At 72.1% G+C, this 19,689-nt stretch carries 16 protein-coding genes, 1 pseudogene and 1 riboswitch; of the genes and pseudogenes, 7 read left to right on the forward strand and 10 right to left on the reverse strand.

Going from position 1 to position 19,689, the window contains the following annotated elements; all coding sequences use genetic code 11:
* Positions 1 to 345: electron transfer flavoprotein subunit alpha/FixB family protein (locus CIB93_RS07475; protein WP_143660008.1), on the forward strand; the 345-nt coding region annotated here is incomplete at its 5' end.
* 164 nt (positions 346 to 509) lie between these two features.
* Positions 510 to 1,808 carry an aldolase/citrate lyase family protein gene (locus tag CIB93_RS07480; RefSeq protein ID WP_096625316.1) on the forward strand — a complete coding sequence of 433 codons (1,299 nt, stop codon included), beginning with the start codon at positions 510 to 512 and terminating at the stop codon, positions 1,806 to 1,808.
* On the opposite strand, the gene CIB93_RS07485 is transcribed toward CIB93_RS07480, so the two are convergent.
* The 4 genes and pseudogenes from CIB93_RS07485 to metE form a co-directional block, all read right to left on the reverse strand.
* Positions 1,795 to 3,333, reverse strand: a complete 1,539-nt coding sequence (locus CIB93_RS07485) for a lysine N(6)-hydroxylase/L-ornithine N(5)-oxygenase family protein (protein ID WP_257002087.1) — start codon at positions 3,331 to 3,333, stop codon at positions 1,795 to 1,797. The genes CIB93_RS07480 and CIB93_RS07485 overlap by 14 nt on opposite strands.
* A 40-nt stretch (positions 3,334 to 3,373) precedes the next feature.
* Positions 3,374 to 3,619: pseudogene (locus CIB93_RS07490) on the reverse strand (aspartate aminotransferase family protein); the annotation flags it as partial.
* A gap of 144 nt (positions 3,620 to 3,763) precedes the next feature.
* Positions 3,764 to 4,729 (reverse strand): Imm49 family immunity protein, encoded by a 966-nt coding sequence (locus tag CIB93_RS07495; protein WP_096625318.1) that lies wholly within the window; start codon positions 4,727 to 4,729, stop codon positions 3,764 to 3,766.
* Positions 4,730 to 4,896: 167 nt separating this feature from the next.
* Positions 4,897 to 7,221 (reverse strand): 5-methyltetrahydropteroyltriglutamate--homocysteine S-methyltransferase, encoded by a 2,325-nt coding sequence (metE, locus tag CIB93_RS07500; protein ID WP_096625320.1) that lies wholly within the window; start codon positions 7,219 to 7,221, stop codon positions 4,897 to 4,899.
* Positions 7,222 to 7,384: 163 nt separating this feature from the next.
* Positions 7,385 to 7,600, reverse strand: a riboswitch (cobalamin riboswitch).
* 220 nt (positions 7,601 to 7,820) lie between these two features.
* Here metE and CIB93_RS07505 point away from each other — a divergent pair.
* Positions 7,821 to 8,018 (forward strand): hypothetical protein, encoded by a 198-nt coding sequence (locus tag CIB93_RS07505; RefSeq protein WP_096625322.1) that lies wholly within the window; start codon positions 7,821 to 7,823, stop codon positions 8,016 to 8,018.
* Positions 8,019 to 8,028: 10 nt separating this feature from the next.
* Here the strand turns inward: CIB93_RS07505 and cobF are convergent, their stop codons facing one another.
* A complete protein-coding gene (gene cobF / locus CIB93_RS07510; RefSeq protein WP_096625520.1) occupies positions 8,029 to 8,871 on the reverse strand; it encodes a precorrin-6A synthase (deacetylating) in 843 nt (280 codons plus the stop codon).
* Between the two features lie 119 nt (positions 8,872 to 8,990).
* Here cobF and CIB93_RS07515 point away from each other — a divergent pair, with 119 nt between their 5' ends.
* Both CIB93_RS07515 and CIB93_RS07520 read left to right on the forward strand, forming a co-directional pair.
* A complete protein-coding gene (locus tag CIB93_RS07515) occupies positions 8,991 to 9,782 on the forward strand; it encodes an enoyl-CoA hydratase (RefSeq protein ID WP_257002089.1) in 792 nt (263 codons plus the stop codon).
* Positions 9,783 to 10,096: 314 nt separating this feature from the next.
* Positions 10,097 to 11,161, forward strand: coding sequence for a biotin/lipoate A/B protein ligase family protein (locus tag CIB93_RS07520; protein WP_096625326.1), 1,065 nt, complete (start codon positions 10,097 to 10,099; stop codon positions 11,159 to 11,161).
* A 272-nt stretch (positions 11,162 to 11,433) separates the two neighbouring features.
* On the opposite strand, the gene CIB93_RS07525 is transcribed toward CIB93_RS07520, so the two are convergent.
* The 3 genes from CIB93_RS07525 to CIB93_RS07535 form a co-directional block, all read right to left on the reverse strand.
* A complete protein-coding gene (locus CIB93_RS07525) occupies positions 11,434 to 12,081 on the reverse strand; it encodes a fasciclin domain-containing protein (protein ID WP_096625328.1) in 648 nt (215 codons plus the stop codon).
* A gap of 122 nt (positions 12,082 to 12,203) precedes the next feature.
* Positions 12,204 to 13,799 carry a molybdopterin-dependent oxidoreductase gene (locus CIB93_RS07530; RefSeq protein WP_096625330.1) on the reverse strand — a complete coding sequence of 532 codons (1,596 nt, stop codon included), beginning with the start codon at positions 13,797 to 13,799 and terminating at the stop codon, positions 12,204 to 12,206.
* 194 nt (positions 13,800 to 13,993) lie between these two features.
* On the reverse strand, positions 13,994 to 16,216 hold the full coding sequence (locus tag CIB93_RS07535) for an NADP-dependent isocitrate dehydrogenase (protein ID WP_096625332.1): 2,223 nt from the start codon (positions 16,214 to 16,216) through the stop codon (positions 13,994 to 13,996).
* A gap of 228 nt (positions 16,217 to 16,444) precedes the next feature.
* Here CIB93_RS07535 and CIB93_RS39570 point away from each other — a divergent pair, with 228 nt between their 5' ends.
* On the forward strand, positions 16,445 to 16,588 hold the full coding sequence (locus CIB93_RS39570) for a hypothetical protein (RefSeq protein WP_179500019.1): 144 nt from the start codon (positions 16,445 to 16,447) through the stop codon (positions 16,586 to 16,588).
* A 10-nt stretch (positions 16,589 to 16,598) separates the two neighbouring features.
* Here CIB93_RS39570 and CIB93_RS07540 read toward each other — a convergent pair whose 3' ends face one another.
* Both CIB93_RS07540 and CIB93_RS07545 read right to left on the reverse strand, forming a co-directional pair.
* Positions 16,599 to 18,077 carry an amidase gene (locus CIB93_RS07540; RefSeq protein ID WP_096625334.1) on the reverse strand — a complete coding sequence of 493 codons (1,479 nt, stop codon included), beginning with the start codon at positions 18,075 to 18,077 and terminating at the stop codon, positions 16,599 to 16,601.
* A gap of 143 nt (positions 18,078 to 18,220) precedes the next feature.
* On the reverse strand, positions 18,221 to 18,580 hold the full coding sequence (locus tag CIB93_RS07545; RefSeq protein WP_096625336.1) for a hypothetical protein: 360 nt from the start codon (positions 18,578 to 18,580) through the stop codon (positions 18,221 to 18,223).
* A gap of 228 nt (positions 18,581 to 18,808) precedes the next feature.
* Between CIB93_RS07545 and CIB93_RS07550 the strand changes: the two genes are divergently transcribed.
* Positions 18,809 to 19,570 (forward strand): hypothetical protein, encoded by a 762-nt coding sequence (locus CIB93_RS07550; RefSeq protein WP_096625338.1) that lies wholly within the window; start codon positions 18,809 to 18,811, stop codon positions 19,568 to 19,570.
* Positions 19,571 to 19,689: the final 119 nt, after the last annotated feature.

A 19,689-nucleotide genomic window follows, 5' to 3' on the forward strand; every position in this document is an offset into this window, starting at 1 on the left:
GGGCGTGGGGTCAACGGTGCGGAGAACTTCCCGCTGATCGAGGCGCTCGCGGACTCTCTGGGTGCCGCGGTGGGTGCGTCGCGTGCGGCGGTGGACGCGGGCTGGTATCCGCACACCTCCCAGGTCGGCCAGACCGGTAAGTCGGTCTCTCCTCAGCTGTATATCGCCTCGGGTATCTCGGGGGCGATCCAGCACCGGGCGGGGATGCAGACCTCGAAGACGATCGTCGCGATCAACAAGGACGCCGAGGCCCCGATCTTCGATCTCGTCGACTACGGCGTCGTGGGTGACCTCTTCACCGTCGTTCCGCAGCTGACCGAGGAGATCAACACCCGCAAGGGCTGATCCCCGGGCAGGCATACCCCGCCTCTGGGCCGCACGGTGAACCCACCGCGCGGCCCAGAGCCGTTCCGGGCCACCATTGACGCAGGTCCGGCGGACTTATAACTTCACTATACGGATTGTTGATTCCGGGAAGCGGAAACGGCGAGAGCGTGGAGGGTACGGTCATGGGTCAGCAGGAGAAGGTGGCGACGAGCCTCGCGGGCACGGTCAGCGAGGAGATCAGCGCCTCCCTCACGGCGGTCGACGCGGAGCTCGCCCGTCGCTACCCGGGCGATCCCGGCACCCGCCAGCCCGTCCACACCGTCTACGTACCGGGTGACGTCTTCGAGCCCGGCACGTTGCGCTCCTGGGGCGACCAGGCGCTGGCCGCCCTCGACGAACACGCCCCCGACGCCTCTTCGTTCGCCGCCGTCCTCGGCATCCCCGAGGAGCTGGCCGGGCCGGTCCACGACCGCGTACGCGCCAAGCTGGAGCGCGAGCCGGTCGAGGACCTGCGCATCGACTTCGAGGACGGCTACGGCCCCCGCCCGGACGCCGAGGAGGACGAGGCCGCCGCCCGCGCCGCCCGCCTGGTCTCCGAGGCGTACGCGAACGGCACGGCGGCCCCGTACATGGGCATCCGGATGAAGTGCATGGAGGCCGGGGTACGCGACCGGGGCATCCGGACCACGGACGTCTTCCTCACCGGGCTCATCGAGGCGGGCGGGCTGCCCGAGGGGCTCGTGCTGACCCTGCCGAAGGTGACGTACCCCGAGCAGGTCACCGCCTTCGTCCAGCTCCTGGAGGCCTTCGAGAAGACCCACGGGCTGGACGCGGGGCGCATCGGTTTCGAGATCCAGATCGAGACCAGTCAGTCCATCCTCGCCGCCGACGGGACCGCCGCGGTCGCCCGCATGATCGACGCCGCCCGGGGCCGGGCGACCGGACTGCACTACGGCACCTTCGACTACAGCGCCTGCGTCGGCGTCAGCGCCGCCTACCAGGCCAGCGACCACCCGGCCGCCGACCACGCCAAGGCCGTCATGCAGGTCGCCGCCGCGGGCACCGGCGTACGGGTCTCCGACGGCTCCACCAACGTGCTGCCCGTCGGCCCCGCCGCCCAGGTGCACGAGGCCTGGCGGCTGCACTACGGACTCACCCGCCGTGCCCTTGCCCGTGCCTACTACCAGGGCTGGGACATGCACCCGGGCCACCTGCCGACGCGCTACGCGGCCGTCTACACCTTCTACCGCGAGGGTCTGGAGCCCGCCGCCGCCCGGCTCGCCGCGTACGTGGCCAAGGCGGGCGGTGACGTCATGGACGAGCCCGCCACCGCCAAGGCGCTCAGCGGCTATCTGCTGCGCGGTATCGACTGCGGCGCGCTGGACACCGCCGAGGTCGCCCGGCTGACCGGTCTGACCCGCGCGGACCTGGACGCGTTCGCCTCCCCGCGCCGTGGCGACCTGACGGTCACGGCCCCGTAGGGAGCCGTCGGCGGGCCCGGTGCCCCGGCCGGGGCACCGGCCAGTCCGGCCGGAGTCCGACGGCCCGACGGCCCGACGGCCCGACGGCCCGACGGCTCACGTGGGCGCGGGCCGCCCGGGCGGGCGGGCGCAGGCACAGCCGTTCTCCGGCGGAGCGGCGAGGCGCCCCCCTACGGTCGCGCGAGACGCCCTCCAGGCCGAAGGTGGTGAAGGCCGTCCTGTCCGGCAGCGGATAGGTCTCCTTGCCCGTGAGGGCGTTGACGATGACGGCGGAGCGCCAGGCGGCCAGGCCCAGATCGGGCGCCCCGACCCCGTGGGTGTGCCGTTCGGCGTTCTGCACGAAGACGGAACCCGCGATCTCCGGGGCGAGGACGAGCCGTTGGGCCTCATCGACCTCGGGGCGCCCTGCGCCGTCCCGGACGAGGTACGGGTCGAGGGCGGCGAGCAGCGTGTCCACGGGGCGCTCCCGGTAGCCGGTGGCGAGGACGACCGCGTCGGTGGTGAGGCGGCCCCGGGCCCCCTGCTGGCCGTGCTCGACGCTCAGTTCGACGCGCCCGGCGTCGGTGACCGCCGCACCGGTCACCTCGATGCCGGGGGTGAGGGTGACGTCGGGCCAGTCGCCTCCGAGGCTGCGCCGGTAGAGCTCGTCGCGGATGTCCCCGAGGGTGTCCCCGCTGACGCCCTTGTAGAGCTGCCATTGACGAGGCAGGAGCCGGTCCCGGGTGGCCTGCGGGAGTCCGTGGAAGTAGCGGGTGTAGTCGGGGGTGAACTGCTCCAGGCCGATCTTGCTGTACTCCATGGGCGCGAACGCCGGGGTACGGGCCAGCCAGGTCAGCCCCTCCGCCCCGTCGGGCCGGGAACGCAGCAGGTCCAGCAGGACTTCGGCACCCGACTGCCCGGAGCCGACGACGGTGATGTGCCGGGCGGCCAGCAGCCGGTCCCGCCGGCCCAGATAGTCAGCCGAGTGACAGACGAGGTCCGCCGCATCCTGAGCCAGGGCCCGCAGCGGCTCGGGGACGTACGGGGCGGTCCCGACGCCGAGAGCGAGGTTACGGGCATGGGCCAACCCGGAAGAGGACATCTCGCCGTCCGGGCCGAGCCGGGTGAACTCCACGGCGAACGCGCCCTGTCCGGCATCCCAGGCCACCGTGTCCACGCGGTGCCCGAAGCGGGTGGAGGGGAGTTCCGTGCTCACCCAGCGCAGGTAGTTGTCGAACTCGGAGCGGTGGATGTGGAAGCTCTCGGCGAAGTAGAACGGGAAGAGCCTGCGACGGATCTTGACGTAATTGAGGTAGGACCAGGGGCTGGTGGGCTCTATGAGGCTCACCAGGTCGGCCAGGAACGGAACTTGGAGCGTGGCCCCCTCGATGAGCAGCCCGGGGTGCCAGTGGAACGCGGGGCGCTGCTCGTAGAAGGCGCCGCGCAGACCGGGTACGCCGTCGGCGAGCGCGGCCAGGGAGAGGTTGAAAGGCCCTGCGCCCACTCCGAGCAGATCGAGCGGCGGCGTTCGCGGTCCGGACGTCATCGGATTCCTCCCACAGGGTTCGTGCGCTTCGTCAACAACGTCATGGCGACAGTCTTTCCGTCACCGGGGCCCCGCCATCTCCGTCCGCCGTCCCTTCGGCAGCGGCACGCTCCGCCGCGGTCGTCACGAGGCCGAGGAGCGGCAGCAGTTCGGCCGTGGTGGCGTTCGGGTGCAGCAGCGCGGCCTTGAGCCACAGGCGACGGCGGCCGTCGCCGTCCTCCGCGACGGCCCGGCCGAGCACGGCACGCCCTTCGGCGAGCAGGGTGCGGCGGACGGCGGCGACGACCAGGACCGGTACACCGGTGAGCCCGGACGCGGCATGGCGAAGCCCTTCGGTCGGAGCGGAAAGATCCACCACCGGGGGTTTGCTGGTTAGGCTAACCTAACTTCAGGCGCGCGAAGGGCGGTCTCCCGCGCCGGGCCACGGGGGCTACTTCGCGTACCAGCCGCCCAGGTCGTTGGTGCGGGACTCCGCGGCCCGCCGCATCGCATCGGGACTTCCCAGCAGATCGGGCGGCAGATAGCCGGAGCGTACGCCGAGCTCCCATCCGTGCGCCTGAACGGCGAGCGCGGCCAGGGCGAGGGCGTCGAGCGGCAGCAGGCTCCGCGGCGCGGGGTGGGGCCCCACGCTCTCCCGGTAGGTGCCGAGCCGGGCCGCCAACGCCTCTTCGAATGGGTGCTGTTCGTCGTCGAGGAGCACGCGCAGCAGGTGCTGATCGGGGGTCGGCGTGCCTGCGGCGTCCAGCGCGGCGGCCGCCTGTTTCCGCTCGTCGGCATCGGGCTTGCACAGCGGCACGGTGGGCCAGTGGCGGGGCTGATGGCCCTCCGTCCGGGTCAGATAGAGGCACAGGACGTCCATCGCGGCGAGGTCCGCCGGGTCCGATGCCGAGGTGAGCGGGGAGTAGGGCACTCCTTCGTGGATCTCGGGCGCGTAGTCGTCCCGCAGCAGCAGTCCGATGACCCGCTGCCAGTCCCATACGAGGCCGCTGGCCAAGCAGATCGCGAAGGTGTCCAGCCAGGTCCGGGCCGAGGGGGCCTGTGCCCCCGCGTGGCCGAAGGCGGCGCTGAAGGATATGTCCTCGGTGCTGAGCTTCTCGCCGATCAGCGGGAAGAAGATCTCCTGGTCGCCGTCGGGGTAGCAGCCGACGCTCAACTCCCCCAGGCGGCACTCGGCCGCCGTGCGCAGCGCGGAGCGGGCCACATCGTCGAGCGCGGCTCCCTGCGCGGTGCGCGCGGCGACGTGGTCGAGCAGTTCGTCGGCCGCTTCGGCCATGCGCCGCGGGGCCGGGTCGTCGTAGCGCATCCGGTGCCACCGCCCCGTGGCGCGCCCGACGATGCCCTCCGACGCCTCGCCCAAGCGCCGGGCGTCCACCTCATGACACGTCACTTCCCGCACGTCCGCAGCCCTTTCGTGATCTTCGATCCGGAAGCGGCACGCTATCAGCGGGCTCGGACATTCACCGGCGCGCACGGGAACGTCATCAGCGGGCTCGGACAATCACCGGCCCGCACGGGAACGTCCCGGGGCGGGAGCAGCGGTGGCCGCTCCCGCCCCGGGGCGGATCACGCCGCTTCGGTGGGCAGCTCCGCGCGGATCTGCCGCGCGGCGGCGACCAGGTTCTCCAGGGAGGCCCGGGTCTCGGGCCAGCCGCGGGTCTTCAGGCCGCAGTCGGGGTTCACCCAAAGCCGCTCGGCCGGGATGGCCTCAAGTCCCTTGCGCAGCAGGGCCGCCGCCTCTTCGGTGCTCGGGATGCGCGGGGAGTGGATGTCGTAGACGCCGGGCCCGGCCTCACGCGGGTAGCCGTGGGCGGCGAGTTCGCGGGCGACCTGCATATGGGAGCGGGCGGCCTCCAGGCTGATGACGTCGGCGTCGAGGTCGTCGATGGCCTGGACGATGTCACCGAACTCCGCGTAGCACATGTGGGTGTGGATCTGGGTGTCCGGCCGTACCCCGGCGGTGGCGAGCCGGAAGGACTCGGTCGCCCACTCCAGGTACGCGGCATGCTCGGCGGCCCGCAGCGGCAGCGTCTCGCGGAGCGCGGGCTCGTCGACCTGGATCACCGAAGTGCCGCTCGCCTCCAGGTCGTTGACCTCGTCACGGAGGGCGAGGGCCACCTGGCGGGCGGTCTCGCCGAGCGGCTGGTCGTCGCGGACGAAGGACCAGGCGAGCATGGTGACCGGGCCGGTGAGCATGCCCTTGACGGGGCGCTCGGTCAGCGACTGCGCGTAGGTGGTCCAGCGCACGGTCATCGGCTCGGGCCGCGAGATGTCCCCGGCGAGCACCGGCGGGCGGACGTATCGGGTGCCGTAGGACTGGACCCAGCCGTGCCGGGTGGCGAGGTAGCCGGTGAGCTGCTCGGCGAAGTACTGGACCATGTCGTTGCGTTCGGGCTCGCCGTGCACAAGGACGTCGATCCCGGCTTTCTCCTGGAAGGAGAGGACCTCGCGGATCTCGTCCTTGATCCGCTCCTCGTACCCGGCCTCGTCGATCCGGCCCGCCCGCAGGTCCGCGCGGGCGGTGCGCAGTTCGGTGGTCTGCGGGAACGAGCCGATGGTGGTGGTCGGGAGCTGCGGCAGCCCGAGGTGGGCGCGCTGGGCGGCGGCCCGCTCGGGGTACGGCTGGGAGCGGCGGCCGTCGGCTTCGGTGATGGCCGCCGTACGGTCCCGGACAGCCGGGTCATGGGTGAGCGCGGCCCCGGCGCGGGAGGCCAGGTCGGCGCGGTTGGCGGCCAGGTCGGCCGCGATGGCGCCGGTGCCGCCGGCCAGGCCGCGGGCCAGGACCACGATCTCCTCGGTCTTCTGCCGGGCGAAGGCCAGCCAGCGGGCGATCTGCGGGTCGATGTCGCGCTCGGCGTCCGCGTCCAGCGGGACGTGGAGGAGGGAGCAGGAGGCGGAGACGTCGACGCGGTCGGCGAGGCCGAGGAGCGTGCCGAGGGTGGTGAGCGACTTCTCGTAGTCGTTGATCCAGATGTTGCGGCCGTTGACGACGCCCGCGACCAGGCGCTTGCCGGGCAGGCCGCCCGCCGCCGCGAGATCGTCGAGGTTGCCCGCGCCGGACTCGGTGAAGTCGAGCGCCAGTCCGTCGACGGGGGCCTTGGCCAGGACCGGCAGCGCGTCGCCGAGCCGCCCGAAGTAGGTGGCGACCAGCAGCTTGGGCCGGTCGGCGAAGGCGCCCAGCTCGCGGTAGGCGCGGGCGGCGGCGTTCAGTTCGGCGGGGGTGCGGTCCTGGACGAGGGCGGGCTCGTCCAGCTGCACCCATGCGGCGCCCGCCGCGCGGAGGTCGGCGAGGACTTCGGCGTACACCGGGAGGAGCCGGTCCAGCAGGGTCAGCGGCTCGAAGCCGGCGGCGACACCGGGGGCCGCCTTGGCGAGCAGGAGGTAGGTGACGGGGCCGACGAGGACCGGGCGCGGGGTGTGGCCGAGCGCGAGGGCTTCCTTGAACTCGGCGACCTGCTTGGCGGGGTCGGCGGTGAACACGGTGTCGGGCCCGAGCTCGGGCACCAGGTAGTGGTAGTTGGTGTCGAACCACTTCGTCATCTCCAGCGGCGCGACGTCCTGGGTGCCGCGGGCCATGGCGAAGTATCCGTCGAGGGCGTCGGAGCGGACGGCGTCGCGGTGCCGCGCGGGGACAGCGCCGACCATGACGCTGGTGTCCAGAACATGGTCGTAGTACGAGAAATCACCGGTCGGCACCTCGTGGACTCCGGCCTCGGCGAGCTGCCGCCAGGTCCCCCGGCGCAGTTCGGCGGCGGTCCGCCGGAGGGTGTCCGCGTCGACGCGGCCCTTCCAGTAGCCCTCGATGGCCTTCTTCAGTTCACGGTTCCGACCCTGGCGGGGGTAGCCGTACACGGTGGCCCGTGCTGCCTCGGCTGCGGGCTTCGCTGTCACGTGACTCTCCTTCGCGAGCGTGGCTGCTTGCTGATCCCGGGACGGGACGCGGACGCGAAGGGGTGACGCATCGGGCGGAGAGCAGGACACACTGAACCGTGTCCGTCCGCCTGACGGTTGCGCCGACCCGCCCACGAGGTCACCGGGAACTCCGCACGCGAACGGTCACGTGCGGGCAACGGGCAGGTCTTCGGACTCGCGGGCACGCCTGCCGGGGCAGACACCTACTGGCCGTCGCTTCCCAGACCCGGCCGGGCCCAGTGCGTATGACGGCGGTCGTTCCCACTCACCGCTGCGGGGCAGTCCCGGATTCCCACCGGGTTCCCTCTTACGACTCCCTGACTGGCGGACAGGGCGAACCAGCTGCACCGGTCACCCTAAGGGGACGACCGCCGGGCGCACACCGTTGTTCACACTTCGAACGGTGATGTGAGACACGGGTGCCCGAACACGGCCCCTCGGGGTGTGCGGGGGCGGAGACCCAGATGTAACCGAATGGCGTAGGAAAGGCGGAACCACAGAGCGTCAAAAGCCGTTCTTCTTCCCACTACACGGCCCGCCGACCCAGGCGGGGCCGACCGAGGAACGGAAAACGCCATATGAAGAAGACAGTTGGATGGGCCCAGGACGGCGACGACTGGACGATCACCGTGAACGGCACGCAGTACCGCGCGATCGAGCGGCCGGCGGACGGCCAGGTGCACAACTACCTGGTGCGGGGTGACGACCTGAGCGCCGAGTGCCCGAGCCTCGGCCACGGGCTGGGCGTCATCCGGGAACACGAGTCCCGGCGCTGACGCCGGCCGGTCAGCCGAGCGGGCCGCCCCCAGAGCCGTCCGCGCCTTCCGCCGGGCGGCCCGCCCCTTCCGCCTCGTCGCGCCCCTGCCGCAGCAGGTAGGTGTCCATGATCCAGCCGTGCCGCTCGCGGGCCTCCGCGCGCAGCCGGCTGATCCGGCCGGCGACCTCGTCGAGCGGGCCGGAGACCAGGATCTCGTCGGGGGTGCCGAGGTACGCACCCCAGTGGATCCACAGACCCCTGCCCGTCAGATGGGTGAAGGTCTCGTGGCCGTCGAGCATCACCACGATGTCGCCGTCGTCCTCGGGGAAGCCCTGGGCGAGCCGTCTACCGGGGGTGATGCGGATGGGGCGGCCGACCCGGTTCAGGGTGACGCGGTGCCGGGCGGCGAGGGCGGAGACGCTGCTGATGCCGGGGATCACCTCATGGCCGAAATTCACCGTGCCGCGGCCCCGGATGTCCGCCAGGATCGCGAGCGTGCTGTCGTACAGGGACGGGTCGCCCCACACCAGGAAGGCCCCGCACTCCCCCGGCGCGAGCTCCTCGATGATCAGGCGTTCGCAGATGTCGGCGCGGCGGCGGCGCCAGTCGTGCACGGCCGAGGTGTAGCGCGCACCGTCGTCCTGGGTGCGGTCGCGCCACGGGTCCTCGGCCTCCACGACCCGGTAGGGGCCGGTGAGGTGCTCGTCGAGGATGTCGCGCCGCAGCCGGGTCAGGGACTCCTTCTCGCGGCCCTTGCCGAGGACGAAGAACACATCGGCCCGGCGCATGGCCTTCACCGCGGCGAGGGTCAGATGGTCGGGGTCACCGGCGCCCATGCCGATGACGAGAACGTGCCGTGGTACCTCGCTGATATCAGCCGTGTCTGCCATGCCTGCCGATCATGCCAGGCGTCGCGGACCGGGCCGTGATCCACCGGCCACACGCCGGGCGGGGTGGACTTACTAGGACGTCCAACTATATGTTCGGGGCAGTGGGTGCCCGGCATGCAGCCGAGTGCTCCGTCCTCGTCGAGCGCCGGGGCCGAACCGCCCTGCTCACCCTGAACCGCCCCGAGGCGCTCAACGCGCTGAGCCTGGGCGTCATGCGGGAAACGGTGGGGGCGACCGAGGCGCTGGACCGCGACCCGGACGTCGGCTGCATCGTCATCACCGGCAGCGGGAACAAGGCGTTCGCGGCCGGGGCGGACATCAAGGAGATGCAGCCGCGGAGCTACCTGGACATGTACCTCAGCGACTGGTTCACCGCCCGGGACCGGCTCGGTCATCTCCGTACGCCCACGGTCGCCGCCGTACGGGGCTACGCCCTGGGCGGCGGCTGCGAGTTGGCCGTGCTGTGCGACCTGGTGATCGCCTCGGACACCGCCCTCTTCGGACAGCCGGAGATCCGCCTCGGCGTGATACCCGGCATCGGCGGCTCCCAGCGACTGACCCGGGCGGTCGGCAAGGCCAAGGCGATGGACCTCTGCCTGACCGGCCGGAACATGGACGCCGAGGAGGCCGAGAGGGCCGGTCTGGTCTCCCGGATCGTCCCGGACGCGGACCTGCTGGAGGAGGCGCTCGCTGTCGCGGGCACGGTCGCCGGGATGTCGGCGCCCGTCGCGATGATGGCGAAGGAGGCGGTCAACCGGGCCTTCGAGACGACGCTCGCCGAGGGCGTCCGCTTCGAACGCCGCCTGTTCCACGCGGTGTTCGCGACGGACGACCAGAAGGAGGGCATGAAGGCGTTCGCCGAGAAGCGGCCCGCGCAGTTCACCCACCGCTGATCCGCGCAGGCGGTGCGGACCGGCCGTCGGCCACCACCGGATGCGGACCGTGCGCGCGGCGGTCGGGGTCGACGGCCGGCGGGAGACCGGGCGGGCGGCGGCGGTTCCGCCGAGGTGGCGCGGGGGGGGTGGCAGGCTGCCCGCCGACGGGCTGCATCGGGTACTGGCGGCGCTGCCGGGTCCGGTGGCGGAGGGCTGAGGGCGCCTGACCGTCGTCCGCGCGGGATGATCCGCGCCCCGATGCGCGTTACATCCAGTTGTGTCCGGCTCATCCGTCGAACCGGGCCCTCTCAGACGAAGCTGGAGGCAGCACGGTGCACGGTGAGTACAAGGTTCCCGGCGGCAAGCTGGTCGTGGTGGACCTGGACGTCGAGGGCGGGGCGCTGCGGAACGTCCGCGTCGCCGGGGACTTCTTCCTCGAACCCGACGAGGCGATCCTCGCGATCGACGCGGCCCTGGAGGGTGCCCCGGCCAACACCGACACGGCCGGGCTGGCGGCCCGGATCGAGGCGGCGCTGCCCGAATCCACGGTGATGCTCGGGCTGAGCGCGGAGGGCGTCGCCATCGCCGTACGACGGGCGCTGGCGCGGGCCACGGAGTGGTCCGACTACGACTGGCAGCTGATCCACGAGGCCCCGCAGCCGCCCGCGCTGCACATGGCGCTCGACGAGGTGATCACCGCGGAGGTGGCGGCGGGCCGCCGTCCGCCGACGCTGCGGGTCTGGGAGTGGGACTCCCCCGCCGTGATCATCGGCAGCTTCCAGTCGCTGCGCAACGAGGTCGACCCGGCGGGTGTGGAGCGGCACGGTGTGAACGTCGTACGCCGGATCTCGGGCGGTGGCGCGATGTTCGCCGAGCCCAGCTCCACCATCACCTACTCGCTGGCCGTGCCGCAGGCGCTGGTGTCGGGCCTCTCGTTCGCCGACAGCTACGCCTATCTGGACGACTGGGTGCTCGAAGCCCTCGCGGACATGGGCATCAAGGCCTGGTACCAGCCGCTCAACGACATCGCCACCGAGGTCGGCAAGATCGCGGGGGCGGCGCAGAAACGGGTGGTGGGGCCCGACGGCGGTCCGGGGGCGGTGCTGCACCACGTGACGATGGCGTACGACATCGACGCCGACAAGATGCTGGAGGTGCTGCGGATCGGGAAGGAGAAGCTGTCCGACAAGGGCACCCGGTCCGCGAAGAAGCGCGTCGACCCGCTGCGGCGGCAGACGGGGCTTCCCCGCCAGGCGGTGATCGAGCGCATGATCGGCTCCTTCCGCAAGCGGCACGGGCTGACCACGGGCGGCGTGACGGACGCCGAGCTGGCCCGCGCCGAGGAGCTCGTACGGACCAAGTTCGGTTCGCCCGAGTGGACGGCCCGGGTGCCGTAACGAAGGCCCCCGGCGCGCAGGGCATGAACACCGATGCCCAGGACGCCTGCACCCCGGCGTGAAAGCCCGCGCTGACCTTCGGGGGTGCCGCGTGCGCCCGGACTGCTACCGCAGCGCCTGCCTCCGACGCCCCACGGTCGGGGAGTTGAAGGAGGCGCTGGGGAGGGTCTTCGACCCGTGAAGGCGAGGGCCTCGCTGCGGGAGGGCCCCGGAGGGCCCCGGCGGCCCTCCCGCAGCGGGGCGGTCTGTCACGGCAGGAGGCTGCCGCCCGACTACTTCGGCATCAGCACCGTGTCGATGATGTAGACGGTGGCATTGGCGGTCGGGACGTTGCCGCAGACCACGCCGGCGCTGTCGTTGACCTGGTACGACTCACCGGAGCCCGACGTGGTCAGCGTGCTCTTCTGCAGCGTGTCGAACGTGCCGCTCTCCAGCTGCTGCGGGGTGAGCTTCTCCCCCACCACGTGGTAGGTGAGGATCTTGGTGAGCATGGCCTTGTCGTTGAGGACCGCGTCCAGGTCGGCCTTCGGGATCTTGGCGAAAGCGTCGTTGGTGGGCGCGAACACCGTGATGTTCTCGGCGTTGTTGAGGGTGTCGACGAGGCCGGCCTTCTGCACGGCGGCGACAAGTGTGGACAGCGCGGGGTTGTTGGAGGCGGCGGTGGCGACCGGGTCCTGGGCCATGCCGTCGAAGCTGCCCGCGCCGTCCTTCGGGACGCCGGCGCAGGCCGGGCCGAACGGCTTGTCCGTCGACGTGTCGTCACCGGCGGCCGGCTTTGACTCCTCGGGAGCCGAGCTCGCGGCGGAAGCGCTGTCGGACGCCTTGTCCGAGCTGTCCTCGGCGCAGGCGGTCAGCGACAGGGGCAGCAGGACCGCGGCGACGACGGCGACGGCTGCACGGCGGTGGCGAAGGGCGTTCATGGAATTCTCCTGGATTGTCGGTACGGGAAAACGGGACGGTTCGTATGGGGCAAGGGAATGCCGTCTGGCTGGGAATGGAGCAGTTGGGAATGGAGCAGTGCAGATGGAAAGGTCTGTTGGGATCAGTCGACGGAGACCACGACGGAGTGCCAGCCACTGGCACCGTCCGGGACGGTCTTGGTGCGCTTCTCGGTCTGGACCTCGCCCGTGCCGTCCGTGGCGCGGACGGTGAGGGTGTGGCCGCCGGGGGTGGCCTGCCAGGGGTAGGACCACTGGCGCCAGGCGTCGACGGTGCTCTGCTCGGCCAGCTGGGCCGGGCGCCACGGGCCGTCGTCGACGCGGATCTCGACCTTCGAGATCCCCCGGTGCTGGGCCCAGGCCACTCCGGCCACCATGACCGTGCCGGCCTCGGGGCGGCCGAAGGGCTTGGGGGTGTCGATCCGGGACTGGGTCTTGATCGGGGCCTTGCGGGCCCACTTGCGCTTCACCCAGTACGCGTCGTAGTCGTCGAAGGTGGTGAGCTCGATGTCCTCGATCCACTTGCAGGCCGAGACGTACCCGTAGAGGCCGGGGACGAGCATGCGGACGGGGAACCCGTGGACGAAGGGGAGCGGTTCGCCGTTCATGCCCACCGCGAGCATCGCGTCCCGGCCGTCCATGACGTCCTCGACGGGAGTGCCGAGCGTCATGCCGTCCACCGAGCGGGCGATGATCTGGTCGGCCTTGCCGCCCCGGGACGGCGGCTTGACGCCCGCCTCCTTGAGCAGGTCGGCCAGGCGTACCCCGATCCACCTGGCGTGGCCGATGTAGGGGCCGCCGACCTCGTTGGAGACGCAGCAGAGGGTGATCTCACGCTCGATCAGGGGGCGTTCCAGCAGGTCCTGATAGGTGAACTCCAGGTCTCGGCGTACGCCCTTGCCGTGGATGCGCAGCCGCCAGGTGTTCGCGTCGACCTTGGGGACCACCAGGGCGGTGTCGACCCGGTAGAACTCGTTGTTGGGGGTGGTGAAGGGGGGCAGGCCGGGCACCCGTAGCCGGGCTCCCGCGGGAATCGGCCGCGCGGGTGAAGCCGGGGCGGGCAGCCGGGCAGCCGCGCGGGAGGCGACGGCGTCCTGACTGCTCCGGCCGTTCAGCGTCCGGCCGACCGCTCCGGCGACGGTGGAGGCGGCGGCCGCGGCGGTGGCGGCGATCAGGAAGCCCCGCCGGTCCCAGCCGCTCTCCTCGTGCGCCTCCTGCTCCTCCCCCGAGATCCGGCGCGGCCGGGTGAGACTGCCGATGAGGACGTACAGCAGGACCGCCCCGGCCGCCGCTCCCACCAGCGATGGGAGTCCGTCGACCAGGCCGGTGGAGTCCGGGCGGCTGACGGCGGAGGCGGCGCCGACCACACCGAAGGCAAGGACGGCGGCGGAACCGGCACGGCGGTGGCGCAGGGCCAGCAGGCCGACGGCGAGGGCGAAAAGGGCGAGCGTGACCACGATGCCGAGCTGCAGGACGAACTTGTCACTCTCGCCGAAGTTCCGGATCGCCCAGTCCTTCACACCGGCGGGCGTCCGGTCGATGGCCGCCCCGCCGACCGCTGTCACGGGGCTCGCCTCGGGCCTGACGGCCGCCGACACGAGCTCGGCGAAGGTCAGTGCGGCGAATCCCGCCAGCAGTCCGCTGAGGGCTGCGAGCGTTTCGCGGGCAAGGGTTGTCCGGGTGATCCTCACGGCCGTCATTCGGAGCCGTGGGCCAGGCGGATTGGTCGTTCACTCGATCACATGAAACCGGTGGGTCCGTTGTGCGTCGGGGGCGTGCGTGGGCTAAGGGGGCCCGAGAGGCAGGGGGAGACACCCGGAGACGCGAACCGCCCCGGCGGGCACAGGGCCGGCCGGGGCGGAACGGTGGGCGGACTCGTCCGCCCCTCACCAGGTCAGACGAGGCTCGCGATCGCCTGGTTGAACGTGGCGGACGGCCGCATGACCGAGGCGGCCTTGGCCGGGTCGGGCTGGTAGTAGCCGCCGATCTCGGCCGGGGAGCCCTGCACCGCGATCAGCTCGGCGACGATGGTCTCCTCCTGCTCGGCCAGGGTCTTGGCGAGCGGGGCGAACGCCTCGGCGAGCTTGGCGTCGTCGGTCTGCTGCGCCAGCTCCTGGGCCCAGTAGAGAGCCAGGTAGAAGTGGCTGCCGCGGTTGTCGATGCCGCCCAGGCGACGGCTGGGCGACTTGTCCTCGTTGAGGAAGGTGCCGGTCGCCCGGTCCAGGGTGTCGGCGAGGACCTGGGCCCGCGCGTTGTCCGTGGTGGTGGCCAGGTGCTCGAAGCTGACCGCGAGGGCCAGGAACTCGCCCAGGCTGTCCCAGCGGAGGTAGTTCTCCTTGACGAGCTGCTGGACGTGCTTGGGGGCCGAGCCGCCCGCGCCCGTCTCGAAGAGGCCGCCGCCGTTCATCAGCGGGACGACGGAGAGCATCTTCGCGCTGGTACCGAGCTCCAGGATCGGGAAGAGGTCGGTGAGGTAGTCGCGCAGCACGTTGCCGGTGACGGAGATGGTGTCCTCGCCGCGGCGGATGCGCTCCAGGGAGAAGGCGGTGGCCTCCTCCGGGGTCTTGATGGAGATGTCCAGGCCGTCGGTGTCGTGGTCGGCGAGGTACGTGGTGACCTTGGCGATCAGGTTGGCGTCGTGGGCGCGGCCCGCGTCCAGCCAGAACACCGCCGGATTGCCGGTGGCGCGGGCACGGGTGACGGCGAGCTTGACCCAGTCCTGGATCGGCGCGTCCTTGGTCTGGCACATCCGGAAGATGTCACCGGCGCTGACGGCCTGCTCCAGCACGACGTCGCCGTTCGTGTCGACGACGCGCACGGTGCCGGTGGCGGGGATCTCGAAGGTCTTGTCGTGGCTGCCGTACTCCTCGGCCTTCTGCGCCATCAGACCGACGTTGGGCACCGAGCCCATGGTCGACGGGTCGAAGGCGCCGTTGGCGCGGCAGTCGTCGATGACGACCTGGTAGACACCGGCGTAGCTGCTGTCCGGGAGGACGGCGATGGTGTCGGCCTCGTTGCCGTCCGGGCCCCACATGTGGCCGGAGGTGCGGATCATGGCGGGCATGGAGGCGTCGACGATGACGTCGCTGGGGACGTGCAGGTTGGTGATGCCCTTGTCGGAGTCGACCATCGCGAGGGCGGGGCCCTCGGCGAGCTCGGCCTCGAAGGACGCCTGGATCTCGGCGCCCACGTTCGGCAGGGAGTCCAGGCCCTTGAGGATGCCGCCCAGGCCGTCGTTCGGGGTGAGACCGGCGGCGGCGAGCTGGTCGCCGTACTTGGCGAAGGTGTTGGGGAAGAAGGCGCGGACCGCGTGGCCGAAGATGATCGGGTCGGAGACCTTCATCATGGTGGCCTTGAGGTGCACGGAGAACAGCACGCCCTCGGCCTTGGCACGGGCGACCTGCGCGGTGAAGAACTCGCGCAGCGCGGCGACGCGCATGACGGCCGCGTCGACGACCTCGCCCTTGAGGACGGGTACCGACTCGCGGAGCACGGTGGTGGTGCCGTCGTCGCCGTGCAGCTCGATGCGGAGCGAGGAGTCCTCGGCGATGACCGCGGACTTCTCGGTGGAGCGGAAGTCGTCGACGCCCATGGTCGCGACGTTCGTCTTCGAGTCGGCCGACCAGGCGCCCATGCGGTGCGGGTGGGCCTTGGCGTAGTTCTTGACGGACGCGGGGGCGCGGCGGTCCGAGTTGCCCTCGCGCAGCACCGGGTTCACGGCGCTGCCCTTGACCTTGTCGTAGCGGGCGCGGACGTCCTTGTCCTCATCGGTCTGCGGGTCGTCCGGGTAGTCCGGAAGCGCGTAGCCCTGCTCCTGGAGCTCGGCGATGGCCGCCTTGAGCTGCGGGATCGACGCCGAGATGTTGGGCAGCTTGATGATGTTCGCGCCGGGCGTCCTGGCCAGCTCGCCGAGCTCGGCGAGTGCGTCATCGATACGCTGCTCGGCCTTCAGCCGCTCCGGGAAACTGGCGATGATCCGGCCCGCGAGGGAGATGTCACGGCGCTCCACCGTGACTCCTGCGGTCGAGGCGTAGGCCTCGATCACGGGCAGGAGCGAATAGGTCGCCAGGGCAGGGGCCTCGTCGGTGTGCGTATAGATGATGGTCGAGTCAGTCACCGGGTGCTCCGCTCCACGTCTGCAACATTGCTTGACATCAAGATATCTCCTCGCCGCGCGGGGCTCCACAAGGCCCCCGCACGGTTTTGCGGTACCGCGGAGGTGTCACGGGCCCGGAGCCCGGTCCTCCGCCGCCCGTGACCGGGGCTCGACCGGCCCGGGCTCGCGGGCGGACACCACGAGCTGGGCCCGGCCGCGGGTGCCGGGCTTGATCATCGCTCGGCTCACGTGCCTCTTGGCGGTGTACGGGCCGACTCCCGTGCGGGCGGCGAACTCCTCGCCGCCGAGACCCCGGGCGTCCTGCGCGGTGACCCCGCGGTCGCGGCGGGTGAGGGTCTCCAGGCCGGGGGCGGTGGCGCGGTCCGGGCCTGAGCGTGGTGTGTCAGGCGGGCGGCCGGTGCTCGTACCAGCGCCGGTCGTCCTCCAGCTGGGCGGCCAGGGCGATCAGCCGCGCCTCGCTGCGGGAGGGGCCGAGGAGCTGGGCGCCGACGGGGAGACCGGTGCTGGTGAAGCCGGCCGGGACGTTCACGCCGGGCCAGCCGAGGACGTTCCAGGGCCAGGCGTACGGGCACGCGGCCGCCATCGCGAGGTCGGTGCGCCAGGCGCTGAGGTCGTCGAACCGGCCGATACGCGGCGGCGGGGCGGCCGTGGTCGGGGTGAGGAGCACATCGAACCCGGCGGCGTCGAAGAGCGCCCCGATCCGGCGGTGCTGGCGCACTTCGCGGGCGCGGGCGGCCCGCACCGCCCGTCCGCCGAGGCGTGTCCCGGTCCGCTGGGCGCTGCGGGTGCGGGGGTCGAGCAGGGCCGGTTGGGGGTGGCGGGCGGCGAACTCGGCGATGCCCGCCGTGGCGCGGGGCACGAAGGCGAGGCCGATCAGCCCGTACCGGGGGCGGGCCTCCTCTACGTGGTGGCCGAGCCGGGCGAGGGCCTCGGCCAGCTCGGTGACGGCCCGGCGCACCTCGGGGTCCGGGGCCGCACGGGTGAGGGTGAGCGGGGGCCGCCAGGCGAGGGCGATGCGCAGGCGGCCCGGGTCGCGGCGGGCGGCCTCGGCGGCGCGGACGGCGGGCGGACGGTGCAGGTCCTCCGGGTGCGCGCCCGCGGCCGCGTCCAGCAGGAGCGCCGCGTCGGCCACCGTACGGGCGAGGGGGCCGTTGACGGTGAGGCCCTGGAAGGCGTCGTGGTGCGGGTGGACCGAGATGCGGCCGCGCTGGGGCTTGATACCGACGAGATGGGTCCAGGCGGCGGGGATGCGGACGGACCCGGCCCCGTCCGAGCCGAGGGCGGCGGGGACGAGCCCGGCGGCGACGGCGGCCGCCGATCCGCCGGAGGAGCCGCCCGGGGTGTGCGCGGGGTTCCAGGGGTTGCGGGTGGCGCCGAACGCGGGGCCCTCGGTGAACGGCCACTGGCCCAGTTCGCAGGAGTTGGCCTTGCCGACAACGATCGCCCCGGCCGCGCGCAGCCGGCGCACCGCCTCGCTGTCGGCGGTGGCAGGGGGCCGTTCGCCGTCGCAGCCGAAGTGGGTGGGCAGGCCCGCGACATCGGTGTCGTCCTTGACGGCGACGGGGACGCCGAGGAGCGGCAGCCGCTCCCCCGCCGCGAGTCTGCGGTCGGCTTCGGCGGCCTCCGCCAGGGCGGCTTCGGCCCGCACGTGGCGGAAGGCGTTGAGGGTGGATTGCGTCGCCTCGATCCGGGCGAGCGCGTCGGCGACGAGGGCGGTGGAGGTGGTGGCTCCGTCGGCGATCCGGCCCGCGCTCTCGGCGAGGCCGGGCACCGGCGCCGGGGCGGGGTCCGGACGGAGGGTCCGGCCGGGGTGCGGCCGCGGGGCCGGTCCGGTCTGCTCGGTGGGCTCCGCTGAGGACATGGGCGTGCCGCCTCCCTCGTAACCGTGGGGCCGACCGGTCGTCCCGGCTGCACCCACCCGTACTTACTGGAGGGTAACGAGAGGAGGCGGCCCGCTCAAGCAGTGCGGCCGCGAAGGCCGTTCCCGTCCCTACCGCCAGGGCGTCACGGGCGGACGTGGATCTCGCCGATGCCGGTGCCGAACTTCCCGCAGTGGGCGGTGGACTGGCCGGACTCGCCGGGCCTCAGGGTGACGTGGTTGCCGTCGACGTCCGGGGACCAGCCGCACACCAGGTGGACCCAGAAGGTCTGCGTCCGGCTGCCGTTGTTGCGACAGAGCGCGAAGCCCGTGTAGTCGTCGATGGCGTGCTTGCCGGTGTCGCACGAGAGGCCGGGCGGAATCGCGGCCGGGGCGGCGGTGGCGGTCACGGCGGTGACCGGGACGGCCAGCGCGGCCGCCATGGAGGCGGCGGCTACGGTCCGCCGGGCCGACCGGAGCCGCTCGTTCCCCGTGAACAGCTTCATGGTTCTCCTTACCTGGTTTACGTGGTCTACGTGGTTTTACGCGACGGGTGCCTAACGCGATCCCTGGTGGGATCACCGCAGCCCTGCCCACCCTCCGTAATCAGAAACGCCTTCACTCCTGACGCTCCGTATGCGCGCCGGGCGGCGCCCCCACGGTCGGCGTACGCTCGAATGTGCCGGTTCTCATGGAGCGCACTCCCCTGACCGGGGCGTTTTCGAGGAGGCGACGTGAGCGGACACCGCTGGGCCGCACGTGCGGCGGCAGGAACGGCGGCCGTAGCCCTCACCCTGACGAGTGGTGCGGTCGCGCAGGCCGATGACGACATCGACTCGCTCAGCGCCGAGGAGATCGTCGACCGCTCGCGCGACGCCCTGCTCGGCGTCTCGTCCCTGCATCTGAGCGCACGCGGCAGCCTCGACGGCAGCGGCTCGGACGTGAGCCTCGACCTCACGCTCGACCGCGAGGGCAACTGCGTCGGCGGGGTCGACATGGGCGACGAGGGGTCGGTGGAGATCGTCAAGCGCGGCAACGACGTATGGCTGAAGCCGGACGCCGCCTTCTGGGAGACCCATGTGCCCATCGGCGGCTCGGCCTTCGACGCGATCCTCGACGGCCGCTACATGAAGGCCGAGGCCGACCATCCGCGACTGCTCACGGTGACCGAGGTCTGCGATCTCGACACCTTCCGCGAACTGATCGAGGACAACGCCGATGTGGCGGACCGGGGCACGCTGACGAAGGGCGAGAGGACCGAGGTGAACGGCGCGCCCGCGGTTCCGGTGACCCGGGCCGAGGGCCGCGAGCGGGTGACGGCCTACGTGGCTGCCGAGGGCGAGCCGTACCCGGTGCGGATCACCGTGCGGGACGCCTCCGAGGAGGGGACCGTGAACTTCTCCGGCTTCAACACGCCAGTGCCCACGGCCACTCCGTCGGCGGACGAGACGGTGGATGTCACGGCCCTGCTGGGCCGCAGCATCAAGCCGGTGTGAGCGTCAAGTCGACTTCGGTGCAGACCCGGTGAGAGCCGCCCCGGTGACCGCCTGCGGACCCGGTGAGCACTGAGGGGCACACGTCCGCCGGTCCGGCGAGCGCCGACCGAGCAACTGCC

Origin of the sequence: Streptomyces sp. WZ.A104, assembly GCF_002382885.1 — a bacterium.
Classification (GTDB): Bacteria; Actinomycetota; Actinomycetes; order Streptomycetales; family Streptomycetaceae; genus Streptomyces.